The following is a 22888-nucleotide window of genomic DNA, read 5'->3' as shown; positions in this document are numbered from 1 at the left end:
TGACATGTCTTTCGGTTGATGCAGAAGTAGTGCTCGAAGGCACAAGCGCGCTAGCGCTACTCATGGCACGAGACGCCCTGACTCTCGTAGACTGCAGGCCCATCATTCGACCACATTGGCGTCGACGCCTCGCGTAAGCTCGGGCAAAGCAGTCTTCTTTTCGGCGCTGTCGAACCGGGCCGCATTCCACAGTCACAATTCCAAATGTCGATACCTGCTCGTCCAATTCAGGCACTCTCAGTACTAGTAGGTGCGTCCATCTTCGTTTTGTCTAACGTGCCGTGACCGGGGCGATGAAGTTTGGTGGCTCTTCGCTTTATGGAGCGGATTGCTACCGCGAGAATCCGCACGGCCGTTTTGAACTGCTCATTGGGGAGTGGTCGCGATTCCGCATGGCCGATCTTTCTTGTCTCGGGCCAGATCATGCCCGACCAATGTTATTGGTGTGCATAGTCAGCTCCCCACGCGTGTCACGCTGCGCGGGCCTTCGAGCCCTTAGCGAGCGGGTTCAAAAAGACCAAAATTGGACAGCGTTCTCACTCACGGTTTAGAGGATCATGATGGGTGAAGTGGTCATTCAAGATGTGTCGGACACGGCGCTGTGGGTCGCAGTTTATCGTGCCAACGAAACTAAGCGCGCAGATGCGCTTTTTCATGATCCATTAGCAGACCGGCTGGTCGGTGAGCGCGGAAGGTACATCGAATCGAAGATGAGCCGCTCGCACTACGTATCATGGTCGACAGTGCTCAAAACGCATATCATCGACAATTATTGTCACGAATTGATCGATCGGGGAGTGGATACGGTTGTCAATCTTGGGGCGGGGTTGGATACGCGCCCGTATCGTCTCGATCTGCCTTCGTCGCTTCGCTGGATCGAGGTCGACTATCCTCAGATCATCCGATTAAAGGAACAAAAATTGGGCAGCGAAAAGCCGAAATGCCATCTCGAGAGGATGGAAATGGATCTTACTAACGTACAGTCGAGACGAAATTTCTTCCGCAGGGTCAATGGCGAGGCGAAAAAGATCGCGGTTCTCACTGAAGGTGTCATTTGCTATCTGACGGAAGCACAGGTGGCGTCGCTTGCGAAAGATCTTCGCGGCGAAAACAATTTTCGTTTTTGGATCGCTGACTATTTTTCTCCGCGCATAGCGCTGTACCTTCTAATAAATAAAGAGGAAACGAAGAACGCGCCTTACCAATTCTGTCCCGAGGATTGGTTCGGCTTTTTTGCCGGAGTCGGTTGGAAGGCCGCGGACATTCGTTATCTTGGAGAAGAATCGGTTCGTGTCGGACGACGTGTTCCGATGCTCTGGTGGGTGAAGGTGGTGCGCCTCTTTGTGCGCAAGAAGGTAGATGGAGGCGCGCTCAGAACGAGTGCTTACGTACTGCTTGAACCCAATAGCAACGCATGTGATCTTGCCCGACGGGCTTAATCCAGTCGCTCGACAAGGCATAGCTTGACGCGCAGCTGATCTTGCAGATCATTCGGAGGTTTTGAAGGAGCGTGAGGCCGGCTTGGGTCGCTGACCGCGCCGGAAGTACGTTTGCCTGCGACGCCAGCCTGGAAAGCGAAGTTCGTCGCGATCGATGCCTCCCAAGCCAAGCGGCTGAAGACGCTGAAGATGAGGGCACGAGGGACTGAAACGTAAGCGTAGCTCTGAGGCTCATTTGATTGGCGATTGATGTCTATTTTGAGCGTATGGTGCGCCCACGCGCTTCCATATTTCCACAATGCGTTGACGGCGGCCTCGAGCGCCTTACGGTCGAGGACGTTGGATCGAACTACTCGGGGCCCCAGAGGCGCATTTGTTCGTGCTCCGGATGGGTAGGGTCGCTGATGGCGTCAAGGTATTCGGCATAGCATAACGCGTCGCCGACATCTTCCGGAGGACAACGGCCGGTGGCTTCGAGCAAGAGGGGAAGTCCCTCCGTTGTCGTGTTGTCGAACCACTTTTCGAGCTTGATCACGTGATCCCAGCTGTCGCCGAAGTCCTAGAGATAATAGATCGTCTTCGCGCTGGTCTCTTGAACGATATTGGAGAGCCGTGTCTTGCGAGCATCGATGGGCTGAGGGCCAACTGCATCGGGATCAGGGATACCCGAACGTCCGTCGCCAGCCAGGAACTCGAAGAGACGGCTATTCGTCCAGCCAAACGCGGCCTGAAGCGTCAGATGCAGCCGATCAAGGCGCAGCGTGAGCGGCACGACAAGGCATCGCATCACCTCTGGTTTCACGTCCTTGAGGGTCACCTTGATCCGGACCGCGGTCGTATTCAGGCTCATGCCGCCAACCTCGGATCGTGTGCATGCATCGTGTAGATCGATGCCCAAGGGAGCAGTTCGTCCAGTCGCGCCGCAGGCCAGCCATTGACGAGCTTCGCGAGAACATCAGCGAGCCAGTGCTCGGCACTGATGTCAAGCGCGGAGAGCTGCGCGGCTTTATCTGTAAAAGAAGGGACTTGGGCTGACGGTGGGTGCTTTGTCGCGGCAGGTGTCTGACAAAGAGTTCATGGCCGACCTCACGCAGCCGGCAACAATTTCTCTCTCGACAGAGCACTTGCGTCAAGCAAGGTTTGCATCGGCGTCTTGCCGTAGCACCAGCGCCCCTGATGCGGGCGCACCTCATTGTAGGCAGCGATCCACTCATCGAGATCGCTCTGCAACGCAGTGATGCGCGGATAGATCTTCTTGCGGAACGCGACGCGATAGAACTCCTCGAGCACGGTGCGGTGGAAGCGTTCGACAATGCCGTTGGTCTGTGGGCTCTTCGTCTTGGTGCGGGTGTGATCGATGTCCTCGACGGCGAGGTAGAGCTCGTATTCGTGATGCTCCGGATTGCCGCAATACTCTGTGCCGCGGTCGGTCAGGATCCGGTTCAGCGGGATGCCCCGCGCATCGAAGAACGGTACCACGCGATCATTCAACAGTTCGGCCGCCGTGATCGGCGTCTTGCGATCATACAGCTTGGCGAACGCCACCTTGCTGTAGGTGTCAATGAAGGTCTGCTGATAGATTCGCCAGACCCCCTTCATGTTGCCGACATAGAAGGTGTCCTGCGCACCACAATAGCCCGGGCACTCGCTCTCGAACTCGCCGTGCGCCTCCTTCTCGGACTTGGCCCTTTCCAACGCAACGAGCTGGGCCTCGGTCAGCACCAGGCCGTCCTGGGCCATCTTGGCCTCCAGCGCCGTCAGCCGCTTCTTGACGTTGGCGAGGTCGTGACGCAGTCACACCGCCCGCACGCCGAACGGGGAGATCGACAGGCCGCGGCTCCTGAGCTCATTGCTGACTCGCACCTGACCCCAGGCCGGCTGGTCGATCGCCAGCTCAACAACGGCCGCCTCGACCTCCGGCGCGACACGGTTCTTCAGGATCGGTTTCTTGCGGCTGATCTCAATCGGCGCCAGCTCGCCACCCTTGTCGTACAGTTCCTTGAACCGGTAGAAGCTGTCGCGGCTATAGCCCATCATCCGGCAAGCCTGGCTGACGTTGCCGAGCTGCTTGGCCAATTCCAGCATTCCGACTTTCGCGCGAATGACCTTCTGTTCCTGGGTCATGGTAATGTCTCCTGTGAGACGCTGCGGGGCTGCGCGGGAGCGCCCTTTGGGTGAGCGCTCCTGCTCGCCCGCAGCTCCATTCCCTGCCAGTTCAAACCTTGCCGTCAGATTAAGTCGAAACTTCTACACTTTATCCGCATCACACCGGCCACGATGGGAGGCCATTTGAAGCCGCTGCCATCGAGCCGCTTCCAATACATCACAAGGCCGCTGCCATCCCAGACGATAATCTTCACCCGATCGGCGCGCTTCGCACGGAACACCACCGCCACGCCCTTCATCGGGGCATGGCCCAGCGTCTCCTTCGCCAACAGCGCCCGGCCCTCCGCACCTTTTCTGAAGTCCACAGGTTGCGTCGCCACGTAAATCATGAGGCTCGCGGGCGGCGTCAGCCGGCCGCTCGAGCGCAGGGCGCTGATGCTGGCGTCCAATTCCAGGGCAGAAGTTCGTCCAGCCGATGAGCCGGATGGGCGGCGATCGAGGCGAGGGCCACACCTTTTTGTCGTGGTGATGAGACTATACTTAGCTGCGGCGCGCCGCCCTTCGCGATCAGATCCGCAGAACACAGCCAAGACTTACGTCCAAGAGCGATGCCTCGCGAGCGCCCGATACCCGCGTCCATCTTCCAGGAGCAGCGTGAAGCTCCCCATCGCTTCAGGACTTAGTTGAACGCCTTGGCCAGGTCGTGACCGCAAGACAGTTTGGCGCGCTGCTCGCGCATGTAGACCTGAAGGTCCTCTACCACAGGCCGGCTCAGCGTCTGTCGCACCTCCAGATGCCCGTCGGGGCTCCTGCCATTGATGAAGCGTTCGATCTCGAACAGGGCATCGATCCGCCGCACGACCTCGATCGCAATCGGAGCGAGCCGTCCATTTTCCGGCGCCCTTGCGCCGCTTATTCTCTTCGATGTCAGCCGTCAGCAAAGAACGGGCGTCTTCCATGCGACCAGCAGGCAGCCTCTCGGAGCGGTCCGGGCCGGTCCTACCATCGGCATGAAGGCGCTTGGCCGCCATCTCTTGGACTTCGAATGCGCAAGCTTGCCTGATGCCAGCCGGGCGAGGCGAGAGTCTCACGCCCGGTTCTGCGAGAGATTGGGAGGTGAAATCCCTCCGGCCAAGGTCGCCAAAGACCTCGGCGAAGATGAAGATTGGCTGTGGGACATCGCCAACGAGATGGAGATCGAGGATGGCGTCAGGGTCTATGGCGCCTGGAGAAGACGGCGTCCAGGCGTTCACCGACTTCGGAATCGAGAACCTGATCGAGCTCGTCAGGTTCTACAAAGAAATCCCCAAGCTGCTCACGTGCTGGCAGCGGGACTGATCCAAACAGCCTGCGGCCTACGCCGTATGCGCACGCTCGTGACTTGCCCCATGGGCTTAATCCAGTTTGAAGTTCGTTCTGGCCCACGACACCGCTCGATGCGTCTGCTTCGTCGTCTTCTCAAGGAACAGGATCGCTCTGTAACGACCGCGCGAATTGGAGCAATGTTTTTGCTAGTGGTAACATTGGGAAACGTTCGTGCAAGTTGTGCATCCGACGTGATCGGCAGGTACTCGAGATGCAAATTGTTCCCTAGTCCAAGCCAATATCAATGAGCACGTCTGCGAGTGCATCCACCGGGCGTAGTTCAGAAACCAGGTATGGATCCCAAATATCCTTAATCCAATCTTCATCAGCCATCTGCTGCCGCTCTGTCGTAGCGATTAGCGCCTTCCCAGCCGCAGGCGGGATTGCAAACGCTTGGCGCGCCCTCACACCGGCGACATTCATGAGGGACACATTGTGTAGTAGGTTTTCCGGGCCAATGGCTATAACTGCATCAACGCCGGGTTCGCAAGCCAAGCCCCGCAGAGATTAGGAGCGGATGCGGTGCTGGATGCAATGGGCGCTAGTAGGGTGAGAGTGAGCGCGTGATGGCAAATCGCATCGTCGATGGCATCTCGGCATGCGGGCACTTCGGGATTAGGTGCGCGTGCAGGATCGAATGCACCTCGTTCTTGAGCCGCGTGCGATGCCGCACGACCTGGTAGCGCCGCGTCACCTGCCGACGCTTGCGTTCGGTCTCCGCGTCAGGCGTCCAGATCTGCGGCAGGTACCCGGCCGCCTGCAGACTGGCGAGCGTTCCGGCATCGATCTTGTCGGTCTTAACGTGAGCCTGGGCGATCGCCTTCCACCTGCAGCGGATTGGCGATAATCACCCGTGCCACGAACGGCACCAGAACCCGCGACACCGCCATGCTGTTGGCAGTCGCTTCGACCACCACCTCATCACTGGCCAGCAGGGTCTTGCTAAATCCCTCCAGCGAGTCCGCGTCATATCGATGCGGCCCGCACGTCGGAGCCTGCCGTCCTCCCAAGACACCACCTCGCCGAAAGTTCGGTGGATGTCGATGCCAATCACCCGTCGCATTCGCACCTCCTGCCCAGACATATGACGGGAGCTGCGGCGACACGACAACTACGGATTCGCGCTCCCAGCGCAACCGGGCGAGTCGCAGAGGCGGCCAGCTACTAACTCGAGCTCTCGGCTCATCGAATAACATCGGCCTGCCCGCACTTCGTGCTCCCGGTGCCTCTGTCCCGACGGTCGCACCATACGCCACGATGTAGAACACCGCAGCGGGAACGTTGGCACCGAGACATCTCATACCGGTTACCAATCCGCTCGAACGGGTCAACGGCTCGATCAAGCGGCATCTTCCCCAATGAGGATGCCATCACCCGTCTGCTCGGCGCGATCCTGCTCGAGCAGAACGATGAGTGGGCGGTCCAGCGCGCCCGCTACATGACACTGGAAACGATCGCGCCGTTGGGCGATGATCCTCCCGTCAGCTTCCCGGCAATCGCCACCTCTTGCCGGCAAATGCGGTGACCCGCAATCAGCTACACTACGTCACGGGACACGATCGTCGCGATGAACCCCGTCACCGCCAATCATAGCTCGTTGCCGGCGATCACTTGCCAGGTGGCTTGATGATGTTTTGTCGTCGAATATTCTTTTGAATCTTCACAAGTCCGGTCGCAACTTCCGTTCGTAACGCCGGCCCCACACCAACGAGAGCTCTGACTTCATAGTCGTAGTTTCAGTATCATGCCACGCGCGTGAAGCGCGACAAAAGTTCGGTTAGAGGCTGCCGTTGAAACCAAAGTTAAGTACGGACCGCTCAGGCCCGTATGGTCGCGACTGCCACCTTTAGCGCCGGGCTTGCTAATTGAATGAATCGGCTGCGATTCCCAGGACGGCTCGAATCAGATTTGCGCTTCTTGGCAAATGCGCCCGACATGAATGGCCGGGGCACGTTCCGTTGATCTCCGCCAAAAGTATTCGCCGCTCTATGGCGGTCTGTCGCCTCAGCGGTGAGCTTCGGAATCGCGCAATCTGCCGGCGGGGCAGACCGAAGGAGGCTGCCAACACCGTCTCCCAAACAGCAAGGAAGAGACGGCAAGTCGCGGAGCATCGGGGCGACCTGCAAATTAATTCTGGAAGCTTTGGCGGCGACGCCGGACATCACGCACGCCGAACAGCGACGCGAGTTGATGAACGATGGCGTAAACGCTCCGAGTATCTACCTCGTGAATACGAATTCGAGGCATCACTAAGCCGATCTCCTCGTCGCTCTCGATTTAACGAATTCGCATCGCGATGTTCTAGTTAAACGCGCGGTGGCCCAGATGGCGTGGGCAGTATTGAAGTTCTGGGAAAGCGCTCTCATTATTTCCGGCCTGTGATCAGCCCGACGACGTGTCGCCTGCAATGAAGCGTATCTTCGCGTACGGCATCTCGGAAATCCAACCACTGTCTTTGACCTGGACGCGTAATCTCGCAGTCGATCTTTCCTGGTGCATCCTCGGCGCAGACCGCACCCGGCACGGCGCGCGCCTGGCCGCAGTCATCGAAATCTCAGCTCGTCGGACGGCAGCCGGCGGACGAAGAAACTTGTCGCCTTATGCGCGCACAGGCGAGGTCCCACTGCGGATCCAGATTCTGACGCGCCGCCTTCAAGATCTCGCCGACAGGGCCGCAAGGAAGGGGAAATGCTCGTGCGCCATTGCAGTACAGGCTCGCTGTTGCTCATTGACTATCAAGTTTAGGAATTTCACTTGGCGCGACCAGAAGCAGGGACAATGCCGCCCGGAGAAGGCAGATCGTTCGTACGGTTCGGACGAATTTGACGCGCGAGTTCTGTACGCGGAACAGACCATTCCTTCTTAAAGGCTGGAATCTGATAAGGTTGAGAATGCGCCAATGATGCAGCAAGATTCCTCATAGTGGCGGCCTTGAGCTTGGCAGACGTTCTGATCGGGGCGATCACAATGTGGGAGTTCGCGAGCGGTAGAGCCATTCGATCGAGAAGAAATAGATCGAGAGTAGGACGCGTATTGGGATGTGATTACCTGCCGGCTGTCGTTGCGGGAATCCAGGAACTCAGCAGGTTCAACGGCGGCGCAAATTAGTGGCGAATGTGTCCGCAAATCCATGCGGGACAGGAAGCCGTTTGTTCGACATACGGACCTCGACATAATTCACACAACGTCATCTCATGCGCCTTGAAAACAGAAACTGCTCAATCTGCTGCAGGTGCGCACGATCATCCGGCGGAGATCACCTCCTAAACCAGCATTGAAGGGCTACGATAGCCAAAAGGAATGGATTGAGAGCAAGGACCTGTATTGGGATGGGTCTAACTTAGCGCTCTCTCTTTGAATGCCGTTCAGGAGCTCAGCAGGCTCAACGTTGAGCTTGTCGGCAAGGCGACCTATCATTTTGATACTCACGTAGTACGCGCCCTTTTCGAGCTTGCTCATATAGCTCCGGCTGATCCGGGCCTCGTAGGCAAGTTCATCTTGGGACCATCCCCTGACATGCGCATATGACGCAAATTGGTGGCCAATGTCTCCCACAGATCCATGCGGGAAACGGATGACGCTTGCTCAATATACCGTACCCCGATATACTTCACAAAGTGCCGCTCATGCACGTTGTGAGGGGGCTGCGCATCAGTCTCCCGTCCGTTCGCAAGATCATGCAGACCCCCTCTTGATCCTGTCGTCATTGATGCTGCTCCGCTTAAAATCGATGCCCATGGTCTATGATGAGCCCCTGACATATAGCGGACTTTTCAACCGGGAAACCGCGGGCGTCGCCCGGGGAAGAGGTTACTCGGACCGTGCTGCATATCGGTCCAGCGCGGACCCGTGCGTGCTCGCGAACGGCCGGTAGCCGTTTGGTGGGCGCCGGATGGAAGGACAACCGAGCTTGCTGCGGCTTTCGTGGCGGTCGCGCGGCCAAATAGCAAAATGGGTCATGTGGCGTCGAAACCGAGAACGAAGTTCTTACCGCGGCTGGACCGAGCAGCCGGACCGTCGGCCAGCGAGCACGCAACGGGTTCGTCCGCCAGAGCACAAGCGGATGCCAGCTGGTCGGCAACAAGGGAAACCGAGCCATCGTAATCGAAACAAACGGCGGACGGGGACCGCCAGGATGTCCGATAGCAGCCTCCGATCGACGATCTGCAGGAAAGGTTCCTGCAAGCCGCGACAATCGGGCTGGTGCCAAGATGCCGTCAATACGGCTACCATCGCGCGGATTTATCGAGGTTTTTCGGTTCGTAGGAGTTCCAGGCGTGCCGCAAGATTCCAAGATCACAGATTTGGCGCCGAGTGCGCCCGAGCTCACGTCGTACGACCAGCAGCACGCCGTCACGTATATGCGCCTTCTCGATGCCGAAGCTGACAACGCTGACTGGCGCGAAGTCGCGCGCGTTGTTCTTGGCTTCGATCCGAGCGTTGAGCCAGATCGCGCACGCCGTGCGTTCGAAAGTCATCTGGCTCGCGCCAAGTGGGCTGCGAGTCACGGCTATCGTGATCTCCTGCGCCGAGGGTGGCCCAAAAGTGAAGAGTGAAGGGGGCTGAAACCGACGCGACCTTCTTTCCCATCGCACAAGCAGATCATTCCATCGCGAAAGCGCATCAGTAGAAGAGACCTGCATGCGCACGACCAGAAACCGTCACAATTGTCGGGCTGCAATTCTCCTGCGTACGCATCGAGAACATGGGGGAAATGAGCGTGATGCCGGGTGCCGATTGGAGATCAGAAAGCGCATACCGTGAAGTCAGACGAGCAGAAACTGCCGGCATAGCCTGGGAGTGGCTTCGCCGGGACCGCGCGTATCAGAAGGCCTTCACGGCTCTGGCCGGTAGCGAACTATCCAGCGCGGCGAGCGATGACTTTCGACGAAAGTGGGGGCTGACGTTTTGCAGCCGATCCGAAAAAGGCGTTCGACAAGCAAGCCGTTTTCTGGGCGCCTGAGACGCTGTCGACCGTGCTAGCCGTTCGCACGGCCCTCCGTTCGGCGAACTCCGAATCATATGAGCTTGATTTCGCCAAACTAGCAGGCGGGAATCTTCGGCATGCGCCAGATGGATGGCATGGCATCGTCCTCCTCGGAGGTGTGCAGCATCGCCTTTGGCTTAAGGAGCTTCCGTCGAGCCTCTCATTGGCGACAGTCGAGCTACCGCTTGACCGCGAGTTCGACATCCGCTTGCAGGCAGCAGATCGATTTTGGTTGGCGCTCGAGCAGCGCCCTCTCGGACCGCCCCCTCTTGCTCTACCGCCCCAAGCCCGTCTTCACCTCGTCCTCGCTCTGCGTGCGCTGGATGGATGGCTGGAAGGGAATAGCTACCGCAAAATCGCGGAAGGCCTGTTTGGCAAAGCTCGCATTCCGGATCGAGGCTGGAAAACACACGATCTGCGCAGGCTGCGTCACAAGGCAAAAGACAACGAGGACACCTCCTGAGCTCTTGACGGGCGGGCTGCCCGACATTGTATTGTGCTTAGGCGCAATTCACGGCCAGATCCTCCCGTGCTACTCCGGGCGGCCTGAACGGTCCGCAGACCGTTGCGCTTTCACCCGACATAAAGGCTACGGCGCTGTCGAGCAAACCCGTCGATGCACATATCAAGGCTCCTTCCGACAGCAATCGCCTACGACGCATCGGCCGGTCGATATCGCGTCGCGCTCTTTTGGCCTTTAGCTGGCGGCTTGACCAATGCCGACGGTTTTGGGTGCGGCACTCGTGTTTTTGCACTTCGTATCGCGCCGAGATCGAGCGGCACGAGATGGAGCGCGCTGGGAAGCGTGCTCCCTCGTCTCCGCATAGCGCAATTTTTCAGATGCCGATCCTGGCGGGCCCCTCTACCGGTTTTCTCCCTTCGCGACTGGCTCCAAGTCAACGCGATGCCTGTGCAACGATGGCTCAGGAGATGCTAGTGTCGGCCCGCCCGCGGTCGTTTCCAGTACCGCCATCAAGGTCTTCGCGACCATTCCCACGAGATCGGCCCGCTCCTGCTTTCGAGCCCCCGTTCTCAGCAAGGCCCGTTATGATGGATAGACCTGGACCAGCAAAGGCTACGGCGACCAAAAAAATGGATTGGGAGTACGACATGTGTTGGGCTGGTCCATCTAGCGAACTCTCTTTGTGGGCCGCTTCAGGAATTCAGCCGGCTCGACGTCGAGCTTGTCAGCAAGGCGGCCTATGATCTTTATGCTGACGTAGTACGCGCCTTTCTCAAGCTGGCTCAAATAGCTCCGGCTTATCTTTGCTTCCAAGGCAAGTTCGTCTTGCGACCATCTCCTGGCATTGCGCAGACGGCGCAAATTGGTGGCGAATGTCTCCCGCAAGTCCATGCAGGAGAGGATGCCGGTTGCTCGGTATACTGCACCTCGATATACCAGACAAAGTGACGTCGCATGCGCGTTGTGAACGGAAACTACGTCGATCGCGCATTCGAAAGTCCATGCTGAGCATTCCCCCGCACCCCTGTCATTGCTCGTTTTGGTCCGGGTAATATCCAATGCTCTCGGCTCCTGACGAGAAACATCCGATAATGTTGGCGGATGCTTAATGGCGGCGCGCGAGCGCCGACTGCGCGAAAGTTGCTCAAATGTATCCATCCAGATCGCGGGCAAGCGTGATCGCGAAGCGCTGTCAGCGAGCCGTGACGCTGCAAAAGATCGATGGGCCAGCCAAAGCTGCCGCGGCGTGCATTGCGGTCGCTCGAGATGCCAAATCCGTTGTCTTGAATCTCGTACGTGAGAACCCGGTGCTCAACTGGCAGGCGCTTACCTCTCCGCTGGCTCGATCCCGCCGAACGAGCAAAAAGCGGACCATGCCGGATAGGAAGCTCTCGGCAAAGCACATTCGAGGGCGGTCGACCATCGACGTTCTGGCAGGAAAACGTTGTTGGACGCCGCAAGGCTCCCTACCACGATGCCGTGAATCCGTTAGCAGCGTTGCGGCGAAGAAGATGCATTTAGTCGGACGCGAGCAGTGCCACCAACTTGTGTTATTTTGGTTTTTCGTCTTGGAAGAGCTCTCGCTATCGTTTGGTACCGGGGGCCTACGCTCGATCCGATCACCAAGGTTCCGACACGGTCCAAACGATATCAGGCCGCCTCTGGGATTGCTGCCTTCTTACAGAGCCGTGCTACCCATCGGCAGAAGGCACGAGCGATTTCGGGATTGCCGCTGCGGTCGACCGCATAGGCCCGGTACTGCATGCCGCTGGGAGTTCGCGATCCTGGTATCACGTTCAGGATACCCCCGCGCACGAGATCGCTGACGATGATTTCAGGCGCCACCAACAGGCATTTGCCCGTTATAACGGCCGGCAGCGCAAGATAATTGTGATCATATCGCGCTCCCGACTTTATGTCGTTCGAGGTTAAGTTCATCGCCCTCAGCCATGTCGGCAATACGTCGGGTCGGGATGTGATGTTGAGGACGGGCATCGAGCGAACGATCGAGAGTGTTTTTCCCGCGACATGATTTGGAGAGCCGACACATACGAGTGTCTCATTATAAATCTCCCAATCATCGGCCGGTTCAATGACCGAAAGATCACGGGTAATCAAGATATCGAAATCGTCGGAGGACGTGGGCGGCGACAATGAACTGATCACGTCGACGATGACGCCGCCCATCTCGGCGGAGAACGCCTGGAGATTCGGAATAAGAAAGGAGTACGCGAAAGTGGAAAGCGACGTGCGGACCACGATCCGATTGGCGTCCGGTCGATTGCGGCGCCGCATCCTCTTTGCGGTAAAGCACACCGTATCAAGCGGTTCGGCTACGGTGTTGACAAACAGCCGTCCGAATTCCGTCAGTTCGCTGCGCCGGCCTTTCCGTTCCACGAGGTTCGTACCAAAGTAATCCTGCAACACCGAGAGATAGCGGCTGACCGAGCTCTGTGTCGTTCCCAAGGTGCGAGCTGCGCGTGTTACGCTTCCTTCTCGCGCAATGGTCACGAACACTCTGATTGCATTGAGGGGCACGTCATCGTGTTCGGCAGGCATCTTCTGCTCCGGTAGAGTCTTGAAGGTCCGCTAGTGACGCGGCAGGCTTTGCCAAAAGTGAATGCTTCATCACATTAATCAATGTAGGTTGTCGGATTACTGCTGATCGACGACATTTTGAGCGCAAGATCGGCGGTCTTTGGTACTATGTGTACGGTCCAGTTTGAGATTTCATGATCGTGGGCAGCTTTCGGAGAATATTTAAGCGCCGCGAACTGGCCGCAATTGCTTGGCCACGGCCGACGAGCAGCCCACGTCCTCTCGACGAAGGTCTTCTACTTGGCGTGTCCACAAATCAGGACGGCGCCGAGCCCCCATCAAGCGGCTGAATTCGCGCAAGATCTCGCTGGCTCAAGTGGAAGACGCGCAGCGTTCAAAGGAAGCGAGCTTCAGCAGCCTTGACTTCATGGATATTCAAAGCCGAAGACCTGCTGACCTGCCTCATCCTGGACCTGGTGCGGCTTGGGCCGTACCTGCGCACCATGGTGCAATTGCGTACGCTCTCGACGCGACCGCCGGAGAGCCTCAGGGAGCTGCTACGCACCAGGCCAGCGAGGGCGCCCGAGAACTGGCCGGCAGTTTCTGCGCGACGGAAGGCAGCGAGGGTACCGCAGCGTGTAGTCCAACGCGGAGAAGCCGACCTGCCTCTGATGTTGGGCAAGCCCAGCCGGCGAGATCAGCACCACCTCCACCTTCCGGCTCACCGAGCTGCTGAGCGAAGTCTCCACGCATCTACCAGATCGTCGACGAGGAGAAACTCACAGTCTACGCTGGATTCCTGCGCGTCATGAGGGGTGCGTCACTAAGCGTTGACGCGCGGCAAGCACCTGCCGTGCCCCAAACACAAGGTACTCCTGATGAGGCGGCCGCCTTGGGGAGACTTGAGCCGCTTGAGCGCGGAGTAGGGTGCCTGCGGGCTTATTGTACCCACCTTCTCGTCTCCCAGGACATGAGCCAGCTGCGCGAGCTATACCGACCGTCAGGTTCGTGCCTCGCGAACGGGACTTGGACGTGTCGTTGTCGAGTTCGAGGCGGCGAGATTCGTTTCGAAATCATCGGCCAAGCAACGTCGCTGGCCAAGAACCAGGGCACCTCGCGGTCGAACATGGACATGATGCGCCAGCAGCATTCGACGGGTCTCTCCGAGACCGGCCACTGGCTGCTGACCCTTTCCGAGGTGCTGCGCCTGCCGGGCAGGCGCGCCTAATTCTCTTCCGCAGCGACATCCTGCTATTCGGTGCCTGCCGCAAAGGTCAGCTATCGCTCGCGGCGGCATTGGCGCTGGTGCAAAAAGTACGATGGTTGGCCAGCATTGACCAACGATGCCGTTCCCGCGACAGCCCGGTGCGACCGTGATCTGCAACTAGGGCTTTGAAAGAGAGACCTCCAGCGGACCGACCTTAAAGCCAGCCTTTCCCTCGGTGGAAACGATGATCGGCGGGAAACCTTCGCATTTCAATTCGTATTCAGCCACTAGATCGGGGCCTTCCGACGATTTGGATTCCTTTCCCGCGGATTTCTTCGGCTTCACGCAAATCTGTGGCTCAATTTCACAGCTTCGATGGCGCTTTGCCCCCTCGGCATCGACGTTCTTTGCGGGCTCTCGCGGTGGTGGCGGTGGAGCAGGTGGGGGCGGAGCATCTGGCGATGGCGCTACGGCAGCCTGCTGGAGCAGGCGGGAGGCAAGCTCAAAAGCCGCAGCAGACGACTCTGACTGCAAGGCGAGGTAAAGGGCGACAAATTCGTCCCTGTCGGGGAGGAGCAAGAACATCTTCCCGCCGAGCAGGTCTGCCTGTTCCTTTGTGAGAGATTGAGGGGTCTCGGCATTTCTTATGGTGTCGAGCACACACTTTTGCAGATTACCCGCCATCAGGTAGCACTCGCAGACATGAACGTTGATGATGCCCTTGCCCGCGAGCTTGTCTATCTGGTTGACGGGAGCAAGCAATCGAAAGGACTTGATCGATACCTCCGATATATCCAGAGAGCATGACGTGCCCTGGGTTAGGATCGCGTACTTCGTTGGGCCGGCTCCGGGAGCGTGGCTGGGTAGCAAAGTGACCAGGAAGCTCAGAACAGCGAACATCAAAGCCTTGTGGCTCATGATCTCCTCCCGCCAATGAACTCGCGTTTGAACTTGCTTGTGGCCCTTCTCCCAGGGGGATGGCCTAATATCGTCAGAGATTATAAATCAACGTCTTGGACGTCCGCAATCTCGGGTCGACGATGAATTGCTTTGGTCCAAGACACCATCGGCTTGTTAGGGGCCCTTCGTGTCATCGCGGGCGCGAACGATCTGCTACGTGAAGGTGCGTGAGATCCTGGCGGCCGTATCGAAAGCGGTTTGACCAAGCCGCCTGGCGAACGAGCTGGTTCTCACGCAAACCGAGCAGCTCGAAAAACAACCGGTCAAGCTCCGTGATGTGGACTTGCGCGGCCCGCTGAGCAGCGTGAAGGGGGCGCTCTGAGGCCGATGCCCGATCCGCCGCTGCTGCCCCGATCGGTTCAGAGTCGCGGATGCCCGCGGCGTAGTAGGGCACGCCGGGTCTTTAGACGCGCGATATGTTTCCGCGTTTTCGCAGCGGTCGAGTCCGAACCTTCCCGCGTTCTGCTGAAGGCGAACGCTATTGAAGTCCGCCCGCCTCCCGTCCAGCCCTATGCAGCGCGACGTCGTCCATGACGCTTGTCTTTCGTCCGCTCGTGGCCGACCCCCGCCCAGGGCGCTAAAAGAAACCTTCGCCTAACATCGTGCTAAGGCTTCGGAGCTCCGTCAATCGCCTAAGATGATGATTTCGAGGGAATTTATCTTAGCTCTTGGATGATAAGAATTTTAAGTCTGAGAATCTCCTCCATGGCAGGATGTCCTCGTGGACGTTCTGGACAGCACGGTCGGCAATGATTTGCCACGAAGTCCTCTGCATGGCCGAGGCGTGATCGCCATAATTGTCCCAGATCACTCTGCGCATACATCGCTCTTGTCCCGACGAGCTTGGCATCGGGATGGGGTGAGCGTTTTTCGGCAAGGTCAAAGAACCGCGCCGATCCGGTCCAAGCGCGCGGACGGCTCTCGATTTCGCAAGATTGCGAGCGGACCGATCGGGTCGGGTCCAGCTTCCCTGTAGGCTTCGGACCGGTGCGGAACTTCTGCTTCGCCAATACCCGCAATCAAGGCTTCGGTCTCCCTCGGAGACCCATAGTCAATCGCATATTCGAAAGTTTGCATCGACTTATTCGATGAACGTCATTCCGCCGTAGCAGTTCGGGTTTCTAAGGTCGCGCACATTCGGATTTGCCTACACCAGACTCATGCCGATCTCGAAGTCACGGCAGTAACATCCTTGATCCAAACTGAAGTTGAATTCCGAGGCAGTGATGACCCGTTACGATCTGACGCGACGACAAGCTCTCACCGGCGCTCTTTCGGCCAGCATGTTGGCCAGCACGGGCCTCGGGGCTGTCAAGAACGATTTCAGGAAGCTGCCGCGTCGTCGGCTGACGGTCGGCATGTCCGGCTTTCCTCGCGCATTCGACCCAGTCATCGCGACAGACACTGCCATTCGCCGGATCATGCCACAGCTTTTCGATACGCTCATCACCTTTGATCACGGCCGGGACATGACGCTGCGGCCCTGCTTGGCCGAGAAGTGGGAACGTATCGATGCGCGGTCGCTGCGATTGTTCTTGCGCAAGGACGTAACCTTCCATGACGGAGCCCCGCTGACCGCGGAAGACGTGGCCTTCAGCCTGGGTCCGGACCATCTGCTGGGACCTGGGCGCAGCGGAATGTCGGAGGCGTTGCAGTCGCTCGACCGCCTCGAGAAGGTCGAGATCATTGATCCCTACATCGTCGTTGTGCATGCGAAGGGCGGTGATGCGCTCCTCGAGCAGCGGCTCGCGGCCTGGGGATCGGAGATCGTCAGCAAGCGCGCCTTCACGGCCGCGGGCTCGTGGGAGCGCTGGATGACCGCCCCCGTGGGAAGCGGGCCGTACAAGCTGGTCGATCACAAGCTCGACATCCATGTCACGTTGGCCGCGCACAATGGCTATTGGGGTGGCCGGCCGGCATTCGAAGGCATCGAATATCGTATCCTTCCCGAACTCTCCGCGCGCGTGAACGGCCTGCTCGCCGGCGAGCTCGACATCGTCACCGATATTCCGCCGGATCAGTTCGAGGGCATCCAGAAGCGCGCCGATCTCGAGGTCGTTGGTGGCCCCGTGCAGAATATCCGCTCGCTCGTCCTCGATCAGACCGATCCGGTCCTGAAGGATGTACGCGTTCGCCGCGCCATCAGCCTCGCGCTCGATCGCAGGCTGATCGTGGAGAGTCTATGGGAGAATCGCCTTCCTATCCCAAACGGCTACCAGCTGCCGAGCTATGGCGAAAGCTATATCCAAGACTTCCCGGCGCTTGCCTATGACCCCGACAAAGCCAAAGAGCTGCTCGCGGCGGCGCGCTACAATGGAGAGCAGATCACGTATCGTCTGCTCAACAACTACTATCCAAATCAAGTCTCCACCGCGCAGATCATGATCGAGATGTGGCGTGCTGTCGGCCTGAACGTCAAAATCCAGATGATGGAAAACTTCGCGCAAGTTCAAGGTCAGCCGGTGCGGGCTATATTCGATACCTCCAACACGGCGCTCTTTCTCGATCATCTCGGTCATCCCTGGCGTGAATACGGTCCCAGCGGCTCCCTGCCAAAGTCGATCGGGGTCTGGCACAACGAGGAATATTTCTCCCTGGGCGCGAAGCTTCAGGATACCGTCCAGCCCGACCAGCGGCGACCGATCATCCGTCGCATGCTCGAGATCATCAACGAGGTCGATCCACCTTGCGTTATCCTGCACGTGTCCGGACAGTTCTACGGCAAGCGCCGCGACGTGCCGTGGTTGCCAGGGCTGACGCTCGATCTCGATTTCGGGCCGCGCAACAAAGCTCTGATCCGGACCTGATCGTCATGATCGGTCGCTCTAATCTGCGATCCCGCGCCCCCAGCTTGGCGGCCTGCCTTAACCGAGTAGCGTCGGGATCATTTCGCAAGGCACCACGATCGCTGCCGGCAATCCTGCAATCCTGTTTGCGCGGGGGATCCGACGCGATGACTGCGCTCTTCCCGGGGCGGGGAAGCCGCGGCGCATACGTAGCGGCGCAGTTCCGACCGTTGCCGTCGATCTGAAAGGGCAGCGGCAGGTGTCAGATCCCTTCATGACGGGCAGCGAGACCAAGGCGCTGGCGGCTGGAACTGCGGTGCCGTCGCGTGAGATCAGCGCGAGTGCAAGACAATCCGAATCGCATGCAGCTATCGGCGCGATGCAGCCTGGCGAGGGCTCTCGCCATCGGGCTGAGCGACGCCGACAAAGTCCGGCGCATGGACGCACGCTTCGTGGAGTCGGTCTGCGGGTAGGGGCCCTTGCGACCGGTACACGAGCTGCCGCGGAGTTTCTCGGCGCGGTCAGCGATGCGATCGCGTTGTTCCGTCCGTGCGGCCGCGACGATGCCGCTCGCCTTGAACCGTAGGGGCCGCCATGACGCGACAAGGACAGAGATCTCAAATGGAGCCGATTCTCGAGATCGCCGGTCTTGGTGTGGCGTTCGACAATGTCCCGATGCTGCGCGGAATCGATCTCACGCTCGCGCGCGGCGAGTCGCTCGGCATGGTTGGCGAAAGCGGTTGCGGCAAGTCCGTGACATGGCTTGCGGCGCTAGGGCTTTTGACCCGCCGTGCCCGGATAACGGGCAGCGTACGGTTGGCCGGCGAGGAGCTCCTCCATGCTTCGGCCTCTCGCCTCGACAAGGTGCGCGGCGGTCGAATCGCGATGATCTTTCAGGATCCGGCGAGCGCGCTCAACCCGGTACACACGGTAGGTGATCAGATCGTCGAAGCCCTGCGGCTCCATCGCGGCATGGACCGGCACACCGCCTTGGCCGAAGCGCGGCGTCTGCTGGACCAGGTTGGCGTTCCGGACGCGGCGCGCCGGCTGAGAGCCTATCCGCACGAGTTCTCCGGTGGGCAGAGCCAGCGGGTCATGATCGCCATGGCACTTGCGGGGGAGCCTGACGTCTTGATCGCTGATGAGCCCACCACCGCGTTGGATGTCTCCATTCAAGCGCAGATCCTTGACCTTCTGCAGCAGATCCAGCGGGAAACAGGCATGGCGCTGGTCCTGATCTCGCACGATCTTGGCGTCGTCGGCGAGATGTGCGAACGCATCCTGGTCCTTTACGCGGGGCACATCGTCGAGGAGCTGCCCGCCCACCGTCTCTTTGATCAGCCTGTTCATCCCTATACGCGAGGTCTTCTTGCGGCGCTTCCCGACCTGGAGGCACCACGGCGCCGTTTGCCGGCCATTCGTGGTGTTGTTCCAAGCGCGGCCGAGTTGCCGCCAGGCTGCCCGTTCGCTCCCCGCTGTGATCTGCGGATCGAACGCTGTGGTGAATGGGTGACCGAGCTCGCTCCGCTCCGTGGCGAGGCCCGACACAGGGCTGCCTGTTTGCGTGCCGTCGAGGAACCCTCTGCAGGCGAGATCGTGGCGGCATGACGAGGACCACTCCACCACTTCTCCAAGCCAACAAGGTTGTCCGCCACTATCACTTGCGAGAGGGCCTGTTCCAACGGCCAGCGAAGGTATACGCCATCAATGGGCTCTCTCTGGCCTTGGCTCGCGGTGAAACGCTCGGATTAGTTGGCGAATCCGGCTGCGGTAAGTCCACGGCGGGCCGGCTCCTGATCGGCTTGGAACGACCTGACTCTGGCGTGGTCAGCTTCGACGGCGAAGCTTTACCTCCTATTGGCCATGCTCCATGGCGGCGTCTCAGGATGCGAATCCAAATGGTCTTTCAGGATCCGCTGGGCGCGCTTGATCCTCGCTCGACGATCGGTGCGCAGATCGCCGAACCGCTCGACATTCATCAACTCGGCAGCAAATCCGAGCGCGAGGATCGGGTCCATACGCTTCTCGCCGATGTTGGGCTCGGGAGCGACCACATCAAGCGCTTTTCGCATGAGCTGTCAGGCGGCCAGCGACAAAGAGCCGTCTTGGCCCGTGCGCTCGCGACCGATCCAGATCTCCTCGTTTGCGATGAACCCGTATCGGCTCTCGATGTCTCCATTCAGGCGCAAGTCATCAACCTCTTACATGACCTTCAGGAGCGTCGCCGCATGGCGATGATCTTTATCAGCCATGATCTGCGCGTGGTCCGGCAGATCTGCGACCGTATTGCCGTCATGTATCTCGGTGCCATCGTCGAAGAAGGCTTGTCCGACGCGGTTCTGCTGGATCCTTTGCACCCCTATGCACGAGCACTCGTTTCCGCGGTGCCGACGCCCGGACGCCATCGCGAACGCACGATCCTTCAGGGAGATCCGCCCAATCCAGCTGCGCGGCCGAGCGGCTGCGCATTCCATCCCCGCTGTCCTGCCGCCCGCCCGGTTTGTGCGCGGTTCGCGCCAGAGCTGAGATCCGTTGTCCCTGACGGGCGCCGCGTCGCCTGCCATCTCGTCGGCGATGGTGCCGAGCGCGGAGGCGAAGGGTGATGGCTCGCTTCGTCGCGGTCCGCTTGGTACGCGCGGTGCTCACCATCACGATCGTGGTCACATTCGCGTTCGTGGTGCTGCGTGCCTCTGGCGATCCCGCCCGGGCGCTTTTATCGCCCGAGACCCCCGCCGCGGCGGTCGAGGCGTTCCGGAAATCATGGGGCCTCGATGCGCCGCTCTGGGTCCAATACGTCAGATATCTGGGTGCCGTCGCCCACGGAGATCTCGGCCAATCCATGCGTGACGGACGGGCCGCCATCAGGGTCGTTGCCGAGCGCATTCCCGTCACGCTGATGCTGACGATGCCTGCTCTCATCCTGAATCTTTGCATCGGCATCCCCGCCGGCATCTACGCCGCCCTGAAACGCGATAGCCTGGCGGACCGGCTGGTGATGACGGTGGCGGTTCTTGGGTTCACCGTGCCGTCTTTCGTGCTCGGCCTCGTTCTCGTCCTGGTCTTCGCCGTCGAGCTCCCCTGGTTTCCTTCGGGTGGTGCGGGCAGTTGGCCCCAAATGGTGCTGCCGGTCGTTACGCTCGGGCTTTCTGGTGCTGCCGTTCTGGCTCGTTTCACCCGCAGCGCCATGCTCGAGGTGCTTGGGCAGCCCTATATCCGGACCGGCAGCGCGAAGGGGGTGCCATGGCGGAGCGTCGTGACGGGGCACGCCTTGCCGAACGCCGCCATAGCGTTGTTGACCATCATAGGTTTCATGGTTGGTAACCTTGTCGCAGGAACCGTGCTCGTCGAAAGCGTCTTTTCATGGCCAGGCATTGGCAGCCTGCTCATCGTGTCGGTCGCAAGCCGGGATCTGGCCGTCGTTCAGTGCATCATGCTCCTCGTGGCGGCCGCCATGATTACCACCAATGTCACTGTCGATTTGCTCTATGGCGTCCTCGATCCGCGCCTGCGCGAATCACGCTCGGCCGGAGGCGCATAATTGTCCCACGTTTCTGCAGAACGGGTCTTGCCCTCGTCGAGGACGGGCAAGCGGTGGCGCAATCGCGCGATCGTAGCGGCACTCGTCTGGCTCGCCCTCATGCTCGCCATCGTGCTCTTGGCTGATCGGATCACCCCTCATGATTATTCAACCCTCGACCTTCGTCATCGTCTCGCTCCATCTCTCGGATTCGGCGGGAGCCTCGCGCATCCTTTCGGTTCGGATGAGCTCGGCCGCGACGTGCTGGCGCGTCTCGTCATGTCGATCCGCGTCAGCCTTCTCATCGCCTTCGGAGCTACGCTGATCGGGGCCGCTCTCGGGACCACGCTTGGCGTGCTCGCTGCTCATTTCCGCGGCTACGTCGAACAGGTGATCCTCGCATGCGTCGATTTCCAGGCAAGCATGCCATTTCTCGTTCTGGCGCTTGCCGTTCTCGCGTTTTTCGGAAATTCTCTGTTCCTCTTCGTGGCGCTCGTCGGCCTGCACGGCTGGGAACGCTACGCCCGCATCACGCGCGCGCTCGCGATAAGCTCGAATGCGCAAGTCTATGTGATCGCGGTGCGCCAGCTTGGCGCTGGACCATGGCGCGTCTATTTGCGACATGTCCTGCCGAACATCGCGTCGACCCTGATAGTGACCATGACGATCGCCTTTCCGGACATCATCCTGCTCGAAAGCGGTCTCAGCTTTCTTGGGCTTGGCGTCCAGCCGCCGCTTACGTCCCTCGGCAACATGGTCGGCTACGGTCGTGACTATCTGGCGCGAGCGCCCTGGATACTTGTCCTTCCCTCGCTGGTCATTTCGCTCACGACATTATCGATGTCGCTCGTCGGAGATTGGCTGCGCGACCGGATCGACAAAACGTTGGCTTGAGGTCTGCGCGGCCATGCCAATCAGCCCGCGGCAAAGCGAGCGATCGTCCGCGTCAGTGCGGCAACGACAAGGTCGCCTGTGATCCCATTCGGAGCTGCCTCACGCTAGCCTTACGCTGGACGGAAGCGGCCGGCCAGAGAAAGGGCTGGTGCTCTTGCCTGGGCACACGAACGAAGTCGATCGCGCGGCCAATGCTAAGTGGTCGTCTGAGCGATGATTGGCTCTCTCTCCCGCTCACTTCGACGTTTCACTGCTATGAGCCCAGCAGGGAACTCAGCGCCGGTCCTCTATCCAATCGAGGCATGGCGCAAACACGATCTTGTTCGAGCTGACCGATCGTTCCGCCGTGATGGCGAGCGCGCCGCGAAGCTAGACGCGACTTTGGCCGCAAATACATCGTGGTGCAGTCGCCCGCCAGAAATCTCTGAACGGTGTTGCGTTACAAGAAAGATTTGAGAATGCGCCGTCAGTCACGCCATTGCTAAACGTGATCGATATCGCGGGCAAAAGACGATTTGCTGGATCATCTTGCTGCGGCCGGATCCTGATTGGTACAACGGTGAGAGTTCGATCGCGGTTTGAATCCAGTCCATCATCAAATCGGAGAGATCCCATCGCATTATTTG

17 protein-coding genes and 6 pseudogenes are annotated in these 22888 nt (G+C 59.4%); 13 read left to right on the top strand and 10 right to left on the bottom strand.

Annotation, left to right across the window (positions count from 1 at the left end; translation table 11 throughout):
- Nucleotides 1–557: 557 nt before the first annotated feature.
- Nucleotides 558–1439 carry a class I SAM-dependent methyltransferase gene (locus tag XI06_RS25530; protein WP_271606808.1) on the top strand — a complete coding sequence of 294 codons (882 nt, stop codon included), beginning with the start codon at nt 558–560 and terminating at the stop codon, nt 1437–1439.
- A 349-nt stretch (nt 1440–1788) separates the two neighbouring features.
- Here the strand turns inward: XI06_RS25530 and XI06_RS25525 are convergent.
- From XI06_RS25525 to XI06_RS25505, 5 genes and pseudogenes are all read right to left on the bottom strand, one after another.
- A pseudogene (locus tag XI06_RS25525) lies at nt 1789–2226 on the bottom strand (plasmid pRiA4b ORF-3 family protein).
- Between the two features lie 59 nt (nt 2227–2285).
- Nucleotides 2286–2420: pseudogene (locus XI06_RS25520) on the bottom strand (transposase domain-containing protein); the annotation flags it as partial.
- Between the two features lie 105 nt (nt 2421–2525).
- Nucleotides 2526–3563 (bottom strand): annotated as a pseudogene (locus XI06_RS25515) (IS481 family transposase).
- A 104-nt stretch (nt 3564–3667) separates the two neighbouring features.
- Nucleotides 3668–3994, bottom strand: coding sequence for an IS66 family insertion sequence element accessory protein TnpB (gene tnpB, locus XI06_RS25510; RefSeq protein WP_271606807.1), 327 nt, complete (start codon nt 3992–3994; stop codon nt 3668–3670).
- A pseudogene (locus tag XI06_RS25505) lies at nt 3952–4541 on the bottom strand (IS66 family transposase); the annotation flags it as partial. The pseudogene XI06_RS25505 and the gene tnpB, both read right to left, overlap by 43 nt.
- A gap of 207 nt (nt 4542–4748) precedes the next feature.
- On the opposite strand from XI06_RS25505, the gene XI06_RS43990 reads away from it, so the two are divergent.
- Nucleotides 4749–4883: a hypothetical protein gene (locus XI06_RS43990; protein ID WP_442869475.1), complete on the top strand. Its 135-nt coding sequence runs from the start codon at nt 4749–4751 to the stop codon at nt 4881–4883.
- Between the two features lie 616 nt (nt 4884–5499).
- Here XI06_RS43990 and XI06_RS25495 read toward each other — a convergent pair.
- Nucleotides 5500–5973: pseudogene (locus tag XI06_RS25495) on the bottom strand (IS110 family transposase); the annotation flags it as partial.
- A 245-nt stretch (nt 5974–6218) separates the two neighbouring features.
- Between XI06_RS25495 and XI06_RS25490 the strand changes: the two are divergent.
- Nucleotides 6219–6435: pseudogene (locus XI06_RS25490) on the top strand (transposase); the annotation flags it as partial.
- Between the two features lie 882 nt (nt 6436–7317).
- Complete coding sequence (locus XI06_RS25485) at nt 7318–7776, top strand: hypothetical protein (protein WP_271606806.1); 459 nt, start codon at nt 7318–7320, stop codon at nt 7774–7776.
- Nucleotides 7777–8192: 416 nt separating this feature from the next.
- On the opposite strand, the gene XI06_RS25480 is transcribed toward XI06_RS25485, so the two are convergent.
- Entirely contained in the window at nt 8193–8465 is a 273-nt protein-coding gene (locus tag XI06_RS25480; protein ID WP_271606805.1) for a helix-turn-helix domain-containing protein, read from the bottom strand.
- A 722-nt stretch (nt 8466–9187) separates the two neighbouring features.
- Here XI06_RS25480 and XI06_RS25475 point away from each other — a divergent pair.
- The 3 genes from XI06_RS25475 (at nt 9188) to XI06_RS25470 (ending at nt 10360) form a co-directional block, all read left to right on the top strand.
- A complete protein-coding gene (locus XI06_RS25475; RefSeq protein ID WP_271606804.1) occupies nt 9188–9466 on the top strand; it encodes a DNA -binding domain-containing protein in 279 nt (92 codons plus the stop codon).
- A gap of 149 nt (nt 9467–9615) precedes the next feature.
- Complete coding sequence (locus XI06_RS43985; protein ID WP_442869474.1) at nt 9616–9873, top strand: transcriptional regulator domain-containing protein; 258 nt, start codon at nt 9616–9618, stop codon at nt 9871–9873.
- A 187-nt stretch (nt 9874–10060) separates the two neighbouring features.
- Nucleotides 10061–10360: a DUF2285 domain-containing protein gene (locus XI06_RS25470; RefSeq protein WP_271606803.1), complete on the top strand. Its 300-nt coding sequence runs from the start codon at nt 10061–10063 to the stop codon at nt 10358–10360.
- A 666-nt stretch (nt 10361–11026) separates the two neighbouring features.
- Here XI06_RS25470 and XI06_RS43580 read toward each other — a convergent pair.
- Both XI06_RS43580 and XI06_RS25460 read right to left on the bottom strand, forming a co-directional pair.
- Nucleotides 11027–11518 (bottom strand): helix-turn-helix domain-containing protein, encoded by a 492-nt coding sequence (locus XI06_RS43580; RefSeq protein ID WP_333909367.1) that lies wholly within the window; start codon nt 11516–11518, stop codon nt 11027–11029.
- A gap of 492 nt (nt 11519–12010) precedes the next feature.
- On the bottom strand, nt 12011–12919 hold the full coding sequence (locus XI06_RS25460) for a LysR family transcriptional regulator (RefSeq protein ID WP_271606802.1): 909 nt from the start codon (nt 12917–12919) through the stop codon (nt 12011–12013).
- 730 nt (nt 12920–13649) lie between these two features.
- Between XI06_RS25460 and XI06_RS25455 the strand changes: the two genes are divergently transcribed.
- Nucleotides 13650–14126 carry a type IV secretory system conjugative DNA transfer family protein gene (locus tag XI06_RS25455; protein WP_333909368.1) on the top strand — a complete coding sequence of 159 codons (477 nt, stop codon included), beginning with the start codon at nt 13650–13652 and terminating at the stop codon, nt 14124–14126.
- 156 nt (nt 14127–14282) lie between these two features.
- Here the strand turns inward: XI06_RS25455 and XI06_RS25450 are convergent, their stop codons facing one another.
- Entirely contained in the window at nt 14283–15023 is a 741-nt protein-coding gene (locus tag XI06_RS25450; RefSeq protein WP_271606801.1) for a hypothetical protein, read from the bottom strand.
- Between the two features lie 1268 nt (nt 15024–16291).
- Here XI06_RS25450 and XI06_RS25445 point away from each other — a divergent pair.
- The 5 genes from XI06_RS25445 (at nt 16292) to XI06_RS25425 (ending at nt 22262) form a co-directional block, all read left to right on the top strand.
- The gene (locus XI06_RS25445; protein WP_271606800.1) at nt 16292–17872 is read left to right on the top strand and encodes an ABC transporter substrate-binding protein; all 1581 of its coding nucleotides are present in this window, start codon (nt 16292–16294) and stop codon (nt 17870–17872) included.
- A gap of 600 nt (nt 17873–18472) precedes the next feature.
- A complete protein-coding gene (locus XI06_RS25440; protein ID WP_271606799.1) occupies nt 18473–19459 on the top strand; it encodes an ABC transporter ATP-binding protein in 987 nt (328 codons plus the stop codon).
- Nucleotides 19456–20454 (top strand): ABC transporter ATP-binding protein, encoded by a 999-nt coding sequence (locus XI06_RS25435; protein ID WP_271606798.1) that lies wholly within the window; start codon nt 19456–19458, stop codon nt 20452–20454. The genes XI06_RS25440 and XI06_RS25435 overlap by 4 nt, the downstream gene beginning before the upstream one ends.
- On the top strand, nt 20454–21389 hold the full coding sequence (locus XI06_RS25430) for an ABC transporter permease (protein ID WP_271606797.1): 936 nt from the start codon (nt 20454–20456) through the stop codon (nt 21387–21389). Before XI06_RS25435 ends, XI06_RS25430 begins: the two co-directional genes overlap by 1 nt.
- A gap of 27 nt (nt 21390–21416) precedes the next feature.
- Entirely contained in the window at nt 21417–22262 is an 846-nt protein-coding gene (locus XI06_RS25425) for an ABC transporter permease (RefSeq protein WP_271606796.1), read from the top strand.
- Nucleotides 22263–22888 lie beyond the last annotated feature (626 nt).

Origin of the sequence: Bradyrhizobium sp. CCBAU 11434, assembly GCF_028128895.1 — a bacterium.
Lineage (GTDB): Bacteria > Pseudomonadota > Alphaproteobacteria > Rhizobiales > Xanthobacteraceae > Bradyrhizobium > Bradyrhizobium zhengyangense.
Note: the sequence above shows the minus strand (reverse complement) of the source record. Positions and strands in the feature narration are given on the sequence as shown.

Coding starts and splice junctions, on each gene's coding strand:
- XI06_RS25530 (WP_271606808.1), top strand. CDS start 558: ATGATGGGTGAAGTGGTCATTCAAGATGTGTCGGACACGGCGCTGTGG.
- XI06_RS25440 (WP_271606799.1), top strand. CDS start 18,473: ATGGAGCCGATTCTCGAGATCGCCGGTCTTGGTGTGGCGTTCGACAAT.
- XI06_RS25435 (WP_271606798.1), top strand. CDS start 19,456: ATGACGAGGACCACTCCACCACTTCTCCAAGCCAACAAGGTTGTCCGC.
- XI06_RS43580 (WP_333909367.1), bottom strand. CDS start 11,518: ATGGATACATTTGAGCAACTTTCGCGCAGTCGGCGCTCGCGCGCCGCC.
- XI06_RS25450 (WP_271606801.1), bottom strand. CDS start 15,023: ATGAGCCACAAGGCTTTGATGTTCGCTGTTCTGAGCTTCCTGGTCACT.
- XI06_RS25445 (WP_271606800.1), top strand. CDS start 16,292: ATGACCCGTTACGATCTGACGCGACGACAAGCTCTCACCGGCGCTCTT.
- XI06_RS25430 (WP_271606797.1), top strand. CDS start 20,454: ATGGCTCGCTTCGTCGCGGTCCGCTTGGTACGCGCGGTGCTCACCATC.
- XI06_RS25485 (WP_271606806.1), top strand. CDS start 7,318: ATGAAGCGTATCTTCGCGTACGGCATCTCGGAAATCCAACCACTGTCT.
- XI06_RS25460 (WP_271606802.1), bottom strand. CDS start 12,919: ATGCCTGCCGAACACGATGACGTGCCCCTCAATGCAATCAGAGTGTTC.
- XI06_RS43990 (WP_442869475.1), top strand. CDS start 4,749: ATGGCGTCAGGGTCTATGGCGCCTGGAGAAGACGGCGTCCAGGCGTTC.
- XI06_RS43985 (WP_442869474.1), top strand. CDS start 9,616: ATGGGGGAAATGAGCGTGATGCCGGGTGCCGATTGGAGATCAGAAAGC.